We start from the raw sequence: 15,622 nt of genomic DNA, 5'->3' as shown, positions 1-15,622 counted from the left end.
GTTGCGCTTATTGGCAATATTTCCTCCGGTTCATTCATCAGCGCCTGAGATACGGCTAATCGTCAGGCTAATCGTCAGGCTAATCCGCTGGTTCATCAGACATCTTATTGCTTCAAGGCCGCTTCGGCGGGGTTCCGGCATCCGGTGCTTCCCGTTCATCCGGTGCTTCCTTTTCTTCCTATTCTTCCTGCTCTCTCTCCTCATGCTTATCCGTTACAGCTTCTTCCACTTTGTCATCAATGTCCACTTCTATAGCCGCCTCAATCTCCTCTTCAGTGGTGCCGGGTCCGAGAATTTTGCGGAACAAGCCCAGCATGGACAGGGCATAGGCAACGGTTATGAAGCTGAAGCAGATCTGCATAACTACAACAAGCCGCGAAGTGTTATCTATGGGGGCCACATCCCCGTAACCGACTGTCGTAAATGTAGCTACGCTGAAGTACAGGAAGGTGATCAGCTGGCTGAGCAGATCCTGGCCTATCCCCTCGCCCTGGAAAGAGGACTGGCCAAACAGCTTATATATGGATGTATATACGACTGTAAAAAAAATAATGCAGGTAAACGCCGCGATGCTGATCCGGACCAGTGTCTGCTGCAGCCTGACTTCCTTGCTGTTGGAGTCCTTGATCTCATGAAAAATAAACAGAATATAGAACAGGACCGAAGCCAGGACAAAAATCAGAATCAGACCGCGCAGTCCCCGGTTGCCGGGTACAATGGTGCCCAGATCGATCAGGTTCAGCAGATCCTCAACCGAAATCAGGGCATAGATCAGAATGGGAGCCAGCAGAACGCCTTTGCCCATCCAGCTCAGCTTAATCCGGAGAAACCACAGCGCCAGCAATATGATTACAGCAAAATTGAAAATCCATATCCACCACGCCATGCCTTACTCTCCTGTTCTACGGCCCCGGACTCCTGTCCTGCCCTGAAGGTACCGTTATCCTCACAGATAAAATGCTGCGACCCGTCCCTGCCCCCTGTGCCTAACCGGCAGTGCGTTCACCGGTAACTGTCTTCACCTGCACATCGTCTTCTCCTGCTCCGCTGATTACAGTGATCCGGCATTCTTCCTCCGGTGTCTCCTTGTATGCCAGAGCGATGCCTTTATGCTCTATATCCTTGCGGCTGACCCGCCGCAGCTTGAAGCTTACTCCGATCTCTTTCGTGAACGGGAACGGGGTAAGCGTCAGCGTAGCGTTGTCCTGCCACTCTGCCTGAATCGCACGTCCGGATGTGAAGCTGAATTCCTCGCTGCCCGAGAAGCCGTCTGCGAACCAGGGATGCTTCTCGGACTCGGCGCTGCCCGGCTCGCTCAGCGCCAGAAACAGCGACAGGTCATCACAGAACTGCAGCAGTCTGGCGTCATAATACAGTTCGCCTTCTTCAAGCGGCCGGCTCTGCTCCAGCTCACGGTGGATACGGGCTCTGCGCTCCGCTTCATCCTGCAGATACCGGGTGAGCTCCGGGCATTCCTCTCCCGATACCTCGATCAGCCGTTCGAAATGAGAGCTGCACAGCAGCGCCCCATAAGGCGTATCCGCTTCAACCTCGTTGATGCCCCGTCTATAAAAAGTCAGCTTAGGCACAACCGGGAAGTCGATGAAGCTGTACGGCGCATCTTCCGCATCGTTCCAGAACGGCGTCTCATCCAGATCGATCCAGCCCCGGTCATGATTGCTCACCGCCCGCAGCACCTCCTCCCGGCGGCCTTCCGCAGGCGTATGCTCCTCCTTGAACCACTTCGCAAACTCCCCGGCCAGCAGCCCGTGCTCATGCTGCTTCACCATCACAAACGCTCCGTCCTGTTCACGACAAATCACTGTAATTCCTCCCCGTTATCCGCTGTCTGAATCCTGCCATCCACTATGTAGATTATAACATATCCACCTATATTTATTGGAATGCGGCGCACCTTAACGGCTCTATTGTATGCGCAACACAATATAAGACTGTCTAAAAATGTACCCTTTTTCCACCCTGAAAGAAACATATCCGGCTGCAATAGCCCTTTCCAGTTCCAACCGGAACAGGAAATGAACTCCTGGCGCAAACAGGCCGTTCAGGAAATACTCCTGAACGGCCTGTGGTTTAAGGATAGCAGCTGATTACACTGCCGCAGATATAAATCGTAAAGAAAATGCAAGCTGTATCGTTACACGCCCAGCCAGCGCTTGAACATATGCTTCGTCGTCTGCTTGTTGATCTCGGCAATGGAGGTGGTCAGCGGAATTCCCTTCGGGCAGGCGCGCACGCAGTTCTGCGAGTTGCCGCAGCCGTCGATACCGCCGTCTTCCATCAGTGCCTCCAGGCGCTCATCGGAGTTCATCTCACCTGTAGGGTGGGCGTTGAACAGGCGCACCTGCGAGATGGCTGCAGGACCGATGAAATTGGTCTTCTCATTGACATTCGGGCAAGCCTCCAGGCAGACACCGCAGGTCATGCACTTGGATAACTCATAAGCCCACTGGCGCTTCTTCTCCGGCATCCGGGGTCCCGGACCCAGATCATAAGTGCCGTCGATCGGAATCCAGGCCTTAACCCGCTTCAGGGCATTGAACATCCGGCTGCGGTCAATCACCAGGTCACGGACTACCGGGAAGGTCTTCATCGGCTCAATGCGCACCGGCTGCTCCAGGTTATCGATCAGCGCTGCGCAGGCCTGCCGGGGCTTGCCGTTGATCACCATGGAACAGGCGCCGCATACTTCCTCCAGACAATTCGATTCCCAGCACACCGGGACCGTATTGTCACCCTTCGCGTTCACCGGATTGCGCTGGATTTCCATCAGCGCGCTGATCACATTCATTCCCGGACGGTAGGCAAGCTCGAACTCCTCCGTATACGGGTTCGTTTCCGGCTCGTCTTGGCGGGTAATGATAAATTTTACGTTTTTGGGAGCTGCTGCAGTTTCCGCCATGTCAGTTACCTCCTAAAATTTTGGATAGCATAGCCTTCTCCGAATCCAGTTCGCCAAACTCGCTCCGGAAGCACACGCTTTAAGCTTTTAACGTATTGATGATCTTTCGATTCCGGCGCTAACTGCACTTTGTACAATTAAAACCAGGGGTTCCAGCCTAATTTACGATTTAACTGCACTTTATACATTTATATTTCATAAAAAGGCTCATTCCAGCCAGTCCAGAAGATTCTAACTGCACTGAATACAGTTATTCGTCTCCCATGCGGCAGCGGTGCAGGAATAGCTGTATGAAATACAGTTAAACTGCAGATTCCCCGCCGCCAGGACATGCCAGCAATTCAGCGTCCCTACTGTACTGCCGCTTCGTCCTATCAGTCCTTCGAGTAATCCCGGACCCGCGGAGGAATCAGCGAGACATCGACTTCGTCGTATGAGATTTGCGGGCCGTCAGGCGTCCAGGCGGCTTTGGTCGTCTTGAGGAATTCCTCATCATTGCGCGTCGGGAACTCCGGCTTGTAATGCGCCCCCCGGCTCTCGTTGCGCAGCAGCGCTCCGAGGGTCATTGCTTCTGACAGCTCCAGCATATTCCACAGCTGGCGCGTGAAGGCAACGCCCTGGTTGCTCCAGCGTGAAGTGTCGCTCATGTTAATGTTGCGGTAGCGTTCCTTCAGCTCTTTGATTTTGCCGATGGTCGCTTCAAGCTTCTTGTTCTCACGCACCACGGTCATGTTAGCCGTCATCCATTCGCCAAGCTCCTTGTGGATTACGTAAGCATTCTCCGTGCCTGTCATCCCCAGCAGAGACTCATATTTGTCCGTCTGAGTCTTGTGAAAGCTGTCGAACACCGTGGAGGAGATATCCTGGACCGACTTCTTGAGGCCTTTGATATATTCCACAGCCTTCGGCCCGGAGACCATACCGCCATAAATGGCCGATACCAGCGAGTTCGCGCCAAGGCGGTTCGCCCCGTGGTACTGATATTCACATTCCCCTGCGGCGAACAAGCCGGGAATATTCGTCATCTGGTTATAGTCAACCCACATGCCGCCCATCGAATAATGCACAGCGGGGAAGATTTTCATCGGAATTTTGCGGGGATCATCGCCCATGAACTTCTCGTAGATCTCGATAATACCGCCCAGCTTGACGTCGAGCTCCTTCGGGTCCTTATGCGAAAGATCCAGGTATACCATGTTCTCGCCGTTAATGCCCAGTCCCTGATCCACACACACATTGAAAATCTCACGTGTTGCGATATCGCGCGGCACCAGATTGCCGTAGGAAGGATATTTCTCTTCGAGGAAATACCACGGCTTGCCGTCCTTGTAGGTCCAGATACGTCCGCCTTCGCCGCGCGCCGATTCCGACATCAGCCGCAGCTTGTCATCGCCCGGGATGGCTGTCGGGTGGATCTGGATGAATTCCCCGTTCGCATAATGCACACCCTGCTGATATACAGCGCTTGCAGCGGTTCCAGTATTGATGACCGAGTTCGTTGTTTTGCCGAAAATAATCCCCGGGCCGCCGCTGGCCAGAATGACCGCATCCGCCGGGAAGGTCTGAATCTCCATCGTCTTCAGATTCTGGGCGCTGATGCCGCGGCATACACGCTCGTCATCGAGAATAACGGAGAGGAATTCCCAGTTCTCGCTCTTGGTCACCAGGCCTTCGGCTTCCCAGCGGCGCACCTGCTCATCCAGCGCATACAGCAGCTGCTGGCCGGTTGTCGCTCCGGCGAACGCTGTCCGGTGGCGCTTCGTCCCGCCGAACCGGCGGAAGTCGAGCAGCCCCTCCGGCGTGCGGTTGAACATGACGCCCATCCGGTCCATCAGGTGGATAATGCCCGGTGCGGCTTCGCACATGGCTTTGACCGGGGGCTGGTTGGCCAGGAAGTCGCCGCCGTAGACGGTATCGTCAAAATGCTCCCAGGGCGAGTCGCCCTCGCCCTTTGTATTTACTGCGCCATTGATGCCGCCTTGCGCGCAGACCGAATGTGATCTTTTGACAGGGACCAGTGAGAATAGATGTACATGCGCGCCGGATTCGGCGGCCTTAATGGTAGCCATCAGGCCGGCCAGACCGCCGCCCACGATGATAATATCGGCTGATGCCATGATTGTTCCCCTCCTGAATTAAAATCTGTATATTCCTAAATAAAGCTGCGGAGCGACTGCATCGCCGTGGCTGCGGTTTGAAATTCATCGTCACGGAAAGTCACCAGTGACAGTACGAACATGAAGGTAACAAGTACGAACACACCGAGACAGAGGATAGAGGACACCCGCTGCGAACGCGGCCCCACAGTAATACCCCAGCTGATCAGGAAGGACCACAGGCCATTGGAGAAATGGAAGCAGGCTGCTACAATACCGATGATATAGAAGGTCATCAGCAGCGGATTAGTCACAATATTGTGCATGACACCGCCCAGTTCTTCATGCTCTACATTGCCAAGCGCCACCTGGACACGGGTATCGTACAGATGCCAGACAATGAAGATGAAGGTGACGATTCCGCTGATGCGCTGCAGCGTATAACGCCAGTTTCTTTCCAGATTGTAGCGGTTCAGGTTCGGCTTCGACTGATAAGCGATGTACAGGCCGTACACTCCGTGGTACAGCAGTGGCAGCCAGATGCCGAACAATTCCAGGAAGAAGACCAGCGGCAGGCTGTTCAGCCAGAGCACACTGTCTGTGAAACCGGAAGCACCACCCTCTACTGCTGCGAAGTTCGTCAGCATGTGCTCAAGGAAAAAGGCCCCGAGCGGGATAATGCCGAGCAAGGAATGAATCTTTCTGGAATAAAATCCTCTCATGCAAAGTGTCCCCTTTCCAATTAAAACAGCGTTTTCAAATTATCTTTTTAAAGAGCATACACCGCCGGGAGTACAGTTGAAACAGGGCAGCGGCAGGCTGCAGTAAGCAGCAAAATGTCTATTTGCACCACTTTTCATTGTTTTCCCGGACTTTGCTTTATTATTCACAATATGTGAATATCTTGTGTCACTTTTCATGTTACTCTTTTTTCGCTTATAAGGGAATTGCAATCTAATTATTAATCGTTATACAATAAACGCATAAGAATATTTTTAATATGATAATAATTCTCATTTAGACTGAGAATTCACTTCAGTTTCAGACGAATACTCCTATAAATCAACGTATCTCCCGGCTCCCGGCTATGCTTTTTATCACTAATCCATTGGAATCCTTAACCAGCAATCTTCTAATACAATCCGCCGTTTACAGATCGGGACAAAGGAGTGCTTGTAATGTACGATGATTTAGACGCTTTTGCTGCAGTTGTGGAGCATTCCAGCCTGAACCGGGCCTCCCGCCAGCTTAACCTGTCCCAGCCCGCTCTGTCCCGCAAAATATCCAAGCTGGAGGAACGGCTCGGGGTCGCCCTGTTTCACCGTTTCGGCAAGCGGCTGGAGCTTACGGAGGTAGGACGGCTCACTTATACCTACGCGCTGGAGCAGCGGCAGCAGCGTTCCAAGTTCCTGGAAGCGTTGTCCAAGTTCAAGGAAGGCGAACCGCAGCTCGTCACGCTGGGGGCCAGCCTGACCACACTGCAAACCACACTGCCTCCGCTGGTGAATGCCTACATGGAGAAATACCCGGCGGCCGAGCTGAAGCTGATCACCGGGAAGACACATGAGATGGTTACCGCAGTCAGCGAGGGCAAATGCGATGTCGGCATCATCGCCTCCCAGGTTCAGGAGCCGGGGCTGCGCTGCATCCCGCTGTTCGAGGACCAGCTCCGGCTGGTCGTCGCCGAGCACCACCCGCTGGCCCAGTCTCCGCGGCTCACGATGGAGCATCTCTCCCGGCTGCCGATGATTCTCTTCTCCAAGGGCACCTGGTACCGCCGGACGACTGATGATCTGTTCCAGCGCTGCGGCGTTGATCCCGATGTGCGGATGGAGATCGACTCCTTCGAAGCGATTGTCCGGCTGCTGCCGACCATCAAGGCGGCCGCGCTGCTGCCGAAGTCTTATCTCCGCCCGGAGCTGCTGAACGGCGGGGGACTCGTCTCCCTGCACATCAAGGAGCTGGAACAGACGCAGCGGACCACCTGCCTGATCTACCAGGGCAGCGGCGGACTTAGCACTGCAGCACGCTGCCTCGTGCAGGTAACAGAAGAAGTGTTCCTGTCCGGACGCGAATAACAGAAATCACCCGGCAAGCTTCCATATTGCTACGGAATAGCCTGCCGGGTGAATGTGTTACAGAGATTTTATGACATAGGATTAGCGGAACTTACCTGCATCAATGGCAGCTTGCTTCTCATCCAGAACTTCCTGGTAGCCTGCATCCAGGTAAGTCTTCTTGGCTGCTTCATAGGTAGCATCGAATTCAGCTTCAGGAGCCAGCACGACCTTCACATACAGTTCCTGGAACAGTGTATTCAGGTCTGCTTTGTATTCGTTTACCTTCTCCAGTACAACGTTGAACAGGGCATCCGGTGTACGGAATTCGGCAACTTCATCGTAATACTTCACCAGATCATCAGCAAGCGTCTCATAGCCGGCCGGTGCCCAGTTGCGTAGATTAGCCGTGCGGGTTTTGGCTGCATCCGGATACTGTGCAATTTCAGTTACAAGGCCCCAGTAATCTTTGTTATTGTTCTGTGCCAGAACAGCTTCGCCTTTGTAATCTGGATTCTTCAGCGCAATACCGTCTGCATCAAGTGTATAGTTCTCCCCTTCGATACCGTTCTGGAATTTGAACAGGTTCTCCGGCTGGCTGAGCCATTCCAGATACATCCAGACTGCAGCACGTTCCTCAGGTGTAGATTCATAGTTAATCCCCATGATGAAGCCGAACGGCCAGTAGGCGCGTCCTTGAGGCTTATTGCCTTCCGGAACACCTGCATAAGGAGGCACTACAGCAAATTCAGCATCCGGGTTGTTCTGCAGGGTAGCAGCAAAGACATCCGTATTGTTTGCCAGGTAGAAGGCGAAGTTCCCTGTTTTGCCGGAAACAAATTCAGCTTTGACCTTAGGCTCGTCGTTACGCAGATAGAATTCCTTATCAAGCAGACCGTTATTATACTGATAGTTCAGGTTTCGTAAGTAAGCCTCTGTATCAGCCGTGGTAAGGTCAGCTACGCTAAGATCGGAATACAGCGCACGGTATTTCGCGTCAACCGGCCATTCACGGAAGGCATAGTTAAAGTTATAGAAGTTCTGCAGCAGGTTGCCGCCGGTCACACCGAGTCCGGCCTCTTTCCATTTCGCCAGCATCTCGTTGTATTTCTCCAGGGAAGTCAAATCTTCAACCTTCATGCCAACCTTTTCAACCCAGTCCTTGCGGATAATGTTGACGAAGTTGTCGGCTTCAGGGCGGGCAGCGAAGAAGAAGGTTTTCTGATCATCCACTGTACCATACTGCTCAATAGTGGAGCCCATGTTTTTCCAATAGGTTGGTGCGTAATTTTCGATTTCAGCATAATCCAGCGGCTGCATAACATCCTCACCATAATAAGTAAGCGCTTGCGGCATGTCGTAATGGAAGATGATATCAGGGGCTTTATGCGATGCCAGCAGCTGCTCGTAATCTGTTACCTCTTTGGCGCGGGTAATCGGTACATAATTGACTTCGATATTGTACTTGTCGCCAAATTCAGCTTGTACCCAGCGGGTATAATAGTTATCGGACACATTCCAGCCCTCATACGCCCGTTCGTAGACCGGAATATCCAGCGAGACCTTCTTCTCGAAGCCCTTGGAGTAATCAGGGAAACTTCCTTCAGTCTGGTTCGTGGCTGCGGCTGATTCTGCCGGGGCTGTGGTAGGCTCAGTGTTGTCATTCTTAGCGTTGTTATTTCCCCCGGAGCATCCGGCCAGCATACCGGCCGTCATCACAGACGCCATCAATAATGAAACAAAACCTTTTTTGTTCATCGCAATTCCCCCATTTGTAATTTTCGGATTCAAATAGAATTACTATATACTAGAGCGCTGGACTACTCCTTGACCGCCCCGAGCATAACACCTTGAACGAAGTATTTCTGGACGAACGGATACACACAGAGAATAGGCAGAGTAGCAAATACTACAACGGATGCCTTAAGGACCTCCGGATTACTGAGCTGTACCTGGGTGGCTTCCAGCTGGAAGCTTTCACTCGCCTGGATAACCAGATAATAGAGCTTGAGCTGCAGCGGCCGCAGGGATATCTCATGCTTAATATAGAACAGGGCATCCTGGTAAGCATTCCAGCGGCCGACTGCGTAGAAGAGGGCAAGTGTCGCCATAATCGGCTTGGACAGCGGCAGGACAATGCTGAACAGGATCCGGAAATGCCCGGCACCGTCGATCCGCGCCGATTCTTCCAGACTTACCGGTATACCGTGCGTTAGCGAAGTCTTCATAATCAGCAGATTGAAGGCACTGAACGACAAGGGCAGAACCAGTGACCAGATCGTATCCATCAGTCCCAGATTGTTAATATTCATATAGTCCGGAATGATGCCTCCACTGAAGTACATCGTGAACAGGAAGATGAAGGTGATAACCCGGCGGCCCTTGAACTGGGCTCTCGACAGCGGGTAAGCGGCACAGATGGTCAGAATCATTCCCAGAATCGTGAATAGTACAGTCACGATAACCGTGATATACAATGAACGGAGGATACTGGCATCCGCGAAGATTTTTTTGTACGCTTCGATGGTGAAGCCCTGCGGCCACAAAAAGACCTTATTGGCAATGACGAAGGAGTCAGAGCTCAGGGATTTCGATACGACATGAATAAACGGCAGCAGGCATATTAGCGAGACTAAGACGATTGCGAAGCGGATCAGAAATTCCCAGATATCTATACGTGCTTTATGGGGTGCGGCAGAGCCCCCGGCTGTTGCTTTCATGGTTCCTCTCCTTTCTACAATATTCCATCCTCGCCAAGTTTCTTGGCTACACGGTCCGCTGAGATGACCAGAATAATACCGATGACGGACTGGAATAATCCGATGGCTGTCGCCCGGCTGAAGTTGCCGCTCTCGATCCCCCAGCGGTACACCAGCACCGGAATGGTCGTGGTGAACTCTGTGGTGGCCTTATTCTGCAGAGCGTAAATACGCTCGAATGAGCCGTCCATCACTTTCCCCAGAGCCATGATCAGCAAGGTCACAATAGTCGCACGGATGGAAGGCAGCGTGATATTCCACACCTTTCTCCAGCGTCCTGCTCCATCGACCGTAGCCGCTTCATACATCTCCGGATTAATCCCGCTCATCGCCGCCAGGTAGATAATGGTGCCCCAGCCCATACTCTGCCACACACCGATGGCCAGATAGCTGATCAGCCAGTTATTGTCTTCCTGCAGGAACGGAATACGGGTACCGCCCATGAGTTCAATCAGATTGTTAACAACACCGCCGCCTTCACTAAGAAGCTGATAAGCGATAGCCCCGATAATGACCCAGGACAGGAAGTGAGGCAAGTACAGTATCGTCTGATTAATGCGCTTGAAGCGTATGCTTTTGACCTCATTCAGCAGCAGCGCCAGCACAATCGGCATTGTGAAGCTGAAGCAGAGGTCAAGCACGTTGAGCAGCAGCGTATTCCGGACGGCCTTAATGAAATCAGCCTTGGCGAACAGCTCCTGGAAGACTTCCATTCCGACCCAGTCACTGCCCCAGAAGCCCCGTGCAATTTTGTAATCCTTAAAGGCAATTACAAGTCCGGTCATCGGCAAATATTTGAATACGATTACAAATGCCAGCGGAAGCATAACGAGCAGGTAGAGCTGCCAGTCACGCTGCAAATAATATCCGAATCCCTGTTTCTTTCTTAATAGAGGACTGTTGTTTGTTTGTGAAGCGCTTGCAACTTTCAAAATTTTCACCTCCTGCCTTCAATGTTCTTCTTGCCGGCCAATGTCCTCCGGCTCGATTTCTATGCTAGCCCCTTTGCCTGATCTTGAAAATCATGAGTATTGATGATCACCATCAAATTTGATTGAAGTGCCGTTCTAAAGGCCTTTGCAGCACAATTATGATCAAATGTGATAGGCATTCCCAAAAATAATAAAGCGCTTTCAAATGTAGACAAAAAAATCCGGCCAGGAGAAGGCTCTTAGGAGCTCTTACTCTTGGCCGATTTAAAGCTGCTTGGCGGCATGCCTTCATATTTACGGAAAAAGCGGTTGAAGCTCTGAACATTATAATAGCCAACCTCTGCTGCGATTTGCTTGATTGAGCATTCCGTATCCAGCAGCAGCTCTTTGGCCTTCTCGATCCGCAGCTGATTCACAAAATCAATCATGCTATTGCCGGTTTGCTCATAGACGATCTTGCGCATATAAGAATAGCTGATGCCGATTTCCTTGGCCATATCCTCGAACACAATCTCTTCACGGAAATTTTTCTTCAAATAATGAATGATTCGTTCCGCATGATTGGTTTCACTCGTGCTGCGGTCCAGGCTCTGTACGATTTCAGTGAAGAAACCATGCAGATATTCCTCCAGCTCATCCAGTGTATCCATTGCAGCAAGAATGGAGTACACATTCCCTCTGCCCATAACCATCCGGCCCGTGCTGATATGATTCTCACGGAGGTGCTTGATCGTTGCCCCCATCAGCTGATAGTAGATAAACATAATATTATCGTAGGAAATATTCTCTTCCGAAGCGATCTGGCTGCGGATGCTCTGAAGCTCTTTAAATATCCCGGCCAGTTCACCGGCATCCAGGAAGTTGAGAATCCTCCGCTCACTACTCTCGGAATCGAGGTATTTACGGCTGCCCTCCTCTTCATCGTGCCAGTACATAATGCTTCCCGCCCCGTTAATCATCCGGCGTTTGATGACTTCCATCGCTTCAAACAGCCGCAGGGCAACCCTCTCGGGTGCATCAGCCAATTCACTTACACCGATTGTGACTGAATGCTCCAGCAATTCAAGTGATTGATCCCGGATCTGCTCCAGCGCCTGACGGATCAGCCCCTCCTTCTCCCCGGACTCATCCGGAGCAAAGTTCAGCACAATCACTATACAGCCATCGTTATGATAGACACTGCGGGCGAGTACCCCCTCCGGGAAGAAGCTCTCATACTTCGCATTGAGCAGATACCGGTGATAGCTGCGCGTCTCCACATTGGTATTGCCCACATACCGCCGGTACTGGTCAATAGACACGACAACAACTCTGTAGCCTACTTCCGGAAAAGCCTCCGTGATCCGGGGCGGAATCTCACCGCGCAAAAGACGGTGAACTGCAAGACTCCGGGTATCCTGTTCACGCTCCTGCAGCAGCTGGAACAGGCTTTCCTCTTCCTCCTGCATGCGTTTGAACGCCATATCCAGGAAGGCCAGCTCATTCTTATTGACCACACCCAGGTCGCTCTTCGAGCGGATCGTCCGCACCAGCTGCCGGAGGGGCCTGGACAGCCAGGTCGCAAGAAAGATGGCAAGCAGCGTCCCGAGCAATATGATAGCTCCGGTAAGCAGAATGATATTCCCCTGCATATCCCGTGATTTGATCATCAGCTCATCCATGGAGCTCCAGCTCACATTCCACCACCCGGACACTGCCGAACGGCTCCATGCGTATATCATCCGCTTGCCGTCCAGCTCGTGGAATGTATAGCCTTCACTGGATTCCTGATTCAGTATTTCCTGAAGGTAAGGCAGCTTCTGACCGTCAGAGAGCAGCAGTGAATGATCATTGTAGGAAATGACCTTACCGTCTGAGTCCAGCAGCAGGTAGTTGCTGTCTCCGATCTCTGTAGCATGCAGATATTTGCCGATCTGGCTCTCCTTCAGGTTGACTACGATAATCCCGCGGGTGGTGGAGGACAGGCGGTTGAGGGGATAAACATACGACACAACATTTTCACCCGACTCCAGCTTACGGGGAACCCACACCCCGCTGATGCCTCTGCGTCCTTCAAGCGCTTCTGTAATCCAATCGATGGACTCGTACCGTTCCAGCGTCGTGATGCTACTGTCAGTAGAGAACACATAATCCGAATCATTCAAATAAAAGTACGAAGAGTACACACCGTCTACCCGGCGGTTCAAGTTCAGCAGCTCTTTCGTCACAGAGAGTGCCAGGCTCACGTTGTTGTAATTTGCGTTAATTTCATCGTACGTCTCAAGGCTGCGGATACGGTCAAAAATATTCGTCGCCGCCAGACGCGACGTGTCCTGGGCCAGATTGGCAAGCGCATTCTCATTTAACTTGCGGTTGGCATTCAGCCCGGCAAGCGTGGATTCTCCAATGGCTACTTCTGAGTTCTGTATAATCTGTGACCCGCTGTACCAAGTCAGAATCGCTGTGGGAATCGCCATGATGCAGAATAGAATCAGTGCCAGCTGCAGGATCATCGGTGTTTTTTTCATATTGCTATCCCCCTAAGGATGTCTCTATATATAACTGCCTTGAAATTATCTTCTGTCCATACCTCAGCTGGCTGTATTAATATGTTACCGCTTACATTTGGATTTTCCAACCCCCTGAGACAATTAATCTGTGCCTCGCGGCAAATCTCTCCGTCCGGATCACTTCAATGTTTTTATTTTAACATTTCAGATTACATTTTACATATGTGTATAGGAAATTTTTTCAAACAAATTCGAAAACGAAGCCCATTTCCGTCATTTGCAGGTGAATGTACTTGACACCGGACTGATTTCCGCTTAAGGTTAGTTACATGAGTAATTAACCAGTTAGGTGGTGAAGCGGTGGGTATCCAGATGGATGACAACCGGCCGATTTTCGTGCAGATTGCGGAGCTGATTGAGAATGACATCATCGATGGAACCGTGCCCGAGGAGACCCAGGTGCCTTCCACGAACCAGTTCGCAGCCTTTTACAGCATCAATCCGGCAACGGCGGCCAAAGGCGTGAATCTGCTCGTAGAGCAGGGAATCTTGTATAAAAAGCGGGGGATCGGAATGTTTGTTGCAGCGGGAGCACGCTCCGAATTGACGAATAAGCGCAGGCAGCAGTTCTATGAGCAATATGTGGTGGCAATGATCCGTGAGGCCGCGAAGCTGGGCATTACAACGGAGCAATTGTCTGAAATGATCCGTAAGGGGGATGAGAACCGATGATGGTTACGGGGAAGAAGCATGCAGCAGCGGCAGTTCCATCCGGCGCAAGGCTCGATTTAAGCCATGTGAGCAAGGTTTTCCGCGGAGGCCAGGGCGTACATGATATCTCGCTGAGCCTGGAGCCGGAGATGATTCATGGATTGATCGGAGCCAACGGCAGCGGCAAAAGCACCCTGCTCTCCCTCATTGCCGGCCAGAGGTTCGCAGACAGCGGACTGATCACGTATGGCGGCGATCATGTGAATGAGCATGCAGCGGCACTGAGTCAGATCTGTCTGGTCAAGACCTATGAACGCTCCTGGGAGAACTACTCATTGAAGGAAATCTTCAAGTTTGCCTCGATCTTCTACCCCTATTGGGATGAGCAGCTGGCCGGTGAGCTGATGGACAAATTCCAGCTAAAGGGCAGCAAAAATTACCAGCAGCTGTCGCGCGGCGGCCAATCCATGGCAGGGATCATTAAGGGGCTGGCCAGCCGTGCTCCGCTGACGCTGCTGGATGAGCCGGTAATTGGCCTCGATGCCTCGATGCGCGAAATCTTTTACCGGACCCTGCTTGAGGATTACAGCAATAATCCACGCACCTTTGTAGTGACTACACATCTGATCGAAGAAGCGGAGAACCTGTTTGAACGGATGGTTTATATCAAAAGAGGTCGTGTCGCCTTCCAGGGTCCTGTAGAGGATTTTGCCGCCAACGCCGTCTATGCTTCCGGACCTGCTAACGTGCTGGAGAAGCTGCTGGGGGATGTCCGGGTACTGCACAGTGAACGCCTGGGGGGCAAGCTGCTGCTTGCGCTTGAGGATCTCTCCGGCCCCGCCGAACGCAGAATGCTCCAGGATCAGGGCGTTGAGCTGTCTCCGGTTCCGCTGCAGAAGCTGTTCGTATATCTGACGCTGCGCGATGCAGAGAATTCGCAAGGAGGCGGAAACCGATGAGCTACCGGAGTTTAATGAAGTTTCATCTGAAAGATTACCGCAGAGGCGCCTTGATTCTGCTGAGTATATTCGTTTGTGTGGACACCGCCCTGGTACTGTTGATGAAGTTTCTGCCCGCCTGGGATATGGGAACGGCGGACAATATCTTCAGCGTTAACCGGAATATTATGTCTATCTTCATGATTGTCAGCATGATCGTTACCGTGGCTATTACCTTTCCGCTGATGAGCAGCTTCAGTGTGACCCGCCGCAATTTCTACGTCAGCTCGCTGCTGGCCCTGCTGGCCTTCTGCATAACGGCTGCGCTGGCGGAGACTGCCGTGTATCTGATCGGCCGGGCTGTTCTTCCTTCGATCGGACTCCCGGTTGATGTGGACCGGCCGATCCTGCTCTCTGCGTACGTGTTCATGCTGACCCTGCTCGATGTGTCGGTAGCCACCTTCCTGATCGGCGCCTGTTATTACAGATTCAAAGTAATCACCGGAACCCTGCTGGCCATCGTGTATTTCGGAGCTGTCGCCCTCATTTCCCAAATGTTCCCTTCCATGGAGTACATGGAGAACTTCGCATTATTCTCGTCAGACCCCGCAATGCTCGAGCCTGGAACCACTCTCCTCGCGTGGGGGATCATCGCCCTGTGCGCGGGGGCCGGGTGGCTGATATACCGCCGGACTGACATACGGATGTAGCCGTCTTTCT

14 protein-coding genes are annotated in these 15,622 nt (G+C 52.1%); 4 read left to right on the top strand and 10 right to left on the bottom strand.

Annotated features, from left to right (window positions below):
* Positions 1-30: 30 nt before the first annotated feature.
* The 6 genes from NSU14_RS02480 to NSU14_RS02455 form a co-directional block, all read right to left on the bottom strand.
* Positions 31-159 carry a hypothetical protein gene (locus NSU14_RS02480; RefSeq protein ID WP_340942569.1) on the bottom strand — a complete coding sequence of 43 codons (129 nt, stop codon included), beginning with the start codon at positions 157-159 and terminating at the stop codon, positions 31-33.
* 19 nt (positions 160-178) lie between these two features.
* Complete coding sequence (locus NSU14_RS02475) at positions 179-886, bottom strand: ion channel (protein ID WP_052422084.1); 708 nt, start codon at positions 884-886, stop codon at positions 179-181.
* A gap of 100 nt (positions 887-986) precedes the next feature.
* Positions 987-1,823, bottom strand: coding sequence for a DUF3891 family protein (locus NSU14_RS02470; protein ID WP_340942566.1), 837 nt, complete (start codon positions 1,821-1,823; stop codon positions 987-989).
* A gap of 332 nt (positions 1,824-2,155) precedes the next feature.
* Complete coding sequence (sdhB, locus tag NSU14_RS02465) at positions 2,156-2,920, bottom strand: succinate dehydrogenase iron-sulfur subunit (RefSeq protein WP_042139785.1); 765 nt, start codon at positions 2,918-2,920, stop codon at positions 2,156-2,158.
* A 374-nt stretch (positions 2,921-3,294) separates the two neighbouring features.
* Entirely contained in the window at positions 3,295-5,037 is a 1,743-nt protein-coding gene (gene sdhA / locus NSU14_RS02460) for a succinate dehydrogenase flavoprotein subunit (protein WP_076247508.1), read from the bottom strand.
* Positions 5,038-5,072: 35 nt separating this feature from the next.
* Entirely contained in the window at positions 5,073-5,738 is a 666-nt protein-coding gene (locus tag NSU14_RS02455) for a succinate dehydrogenase cytochrome b558 subunit (RefSeq protein ID WP_042139787.1), read from the bottom strand.
* 456 nt (positions 5,739-6,194) lie between these two features.
* Between NSU14_RS02455 and NSU14_RS02450 the strand changes: the two genes are divergently transcribed.
* Positions 6,195-7,094, top strand: coding sequence for a LysR family transcriptional regulator (locus NSU14_RS02450; protein WP_039306940.1), 900 nt, complete (start codon positions 6,195-6,197; stop codon positions 7,092-7,094).
* Positions 7,095-7,175: 81 nt separating this feature from the next.
* Here the strand turns inward: NSU14_RS02450 and NSU14_RS02445 are convergent, their stop codons facing one another.
* From NSU14_RS02445 to NSU14_RS02430, 4 genes are all read right to left on the bottom strand, one after another.
* Complete coding sequence (locus NSU14_RS02445) at positions 7,176-8,831, bottom strand: ABC transporter substrate-binding protein (protein ID WP_340942563.1); 1,656 nt, start codon at positions 8,829-8,831, stop codon at positions 7,176-7,178.
* A gap of 62 nt (positions 8,832-8,893) precedes the next feature.
* The gene (locus NSU14_RS02440; protein ID WP_081970242.1) at positions 8,894-9,793 is read right to left on the bottom strand and encodes a carbohydrate ABC transporter permease; all 900 of its coding nucleotides are present in this window, start codon (positions 9,791-9,793) and stop codon (positions 8,894-8,896) included.
* A 14-nt stretch (positions 9,794-9,807) separates the two neighbouring features.
* Positions 9,808-10,764: an ABC transporter permease gene (locus NSU14_RS02435; protein WP_039306946.1), complete on the bottom strand. Its 957-nt coding sequence runs from the start codon at positions 10,762-10,764 to the stop codon at positions 9,808-9,810.
* 239 nt (positions 10,765-11,003) lie between these two features.
* Complete coding sequence (locus tag NSU14_RS02430) at positions 11,004-13,271, bottom strand: AraC family transcriptional regulator (protein ID WP_340942558.1); 2,268 nt, start codon at positions 13,269-13,271, stop codon at positions 11,004-11,006.
* Between the two features lie 342 nt (positions 13,272-13,613).
* Here NSU14_RS02430 and NSU14_RS02425 point away from each other — a divergent pair, with 342 nt between their 5' ends.
* Genes NSU14_RS02425 through NSU14_RS02415 form a run of 3 tightly spaced genes read left to right on the top strand, consistent with a single transcriptional unit; the run spans position 13,614 to position 15,612 of the window.
* A complete protein-coding gene (locus tag NSU14_RS02425) occupies positions 13,614-13,985 on the top strand; it encodes a GntR family transcriptional regulator (RefSeq protein ID WP_144026186.1) in 372 nt (123 codons plus the stop codon).
* Positions 13,982-14,923 carry an ABC transporter ATP-binding protein gene (locus NSU14_RS02420; protein ID WP_336100939.1) on the top strand — a complete coding sequence of 314 codons (942 nt, stop codon included), beginning with the start codon at positions 13,982-13,984 and terminating at the stop codon, positions 14,921-14,923. Before NSU14_RS02425 ends, NSU14_RS02420 begins: the two co-directional genes overlap by 4 nt.
* Positions 14,920-15,612, top strand: a complete 693-nt coding sequence (locus tag NSU14_RS02415; protein ID WP_340942553.1) for a hypothetical protein — start codon at positions 14,920-14,922, stop codon at positions 15,610-15,612. The genes NSU14_RS02420 and NSU14_RS02415 overlap by 4 nt, the downstream gene beginning before the upstream one ends.
* Positions 15,613-15,622: the final 10 nt, after the last annotated feature.

Origin of the sequence: Paenibacillus sp. FSL R10-2771, assembly GCF_038000205.1 — a bacterium.
Taxonomy (GTDB): Bacteria; Bacillota; Bacilli; order Paenibacillales; family Paenibacillaceae; genus Paenibacillus_AQ; species Paenibacillus_AQ phytohabitans.
Note: the sequence above shows the minus strand (reverse complement) of the source record. Positions and strands in the feature narration are given on the sequence as shown.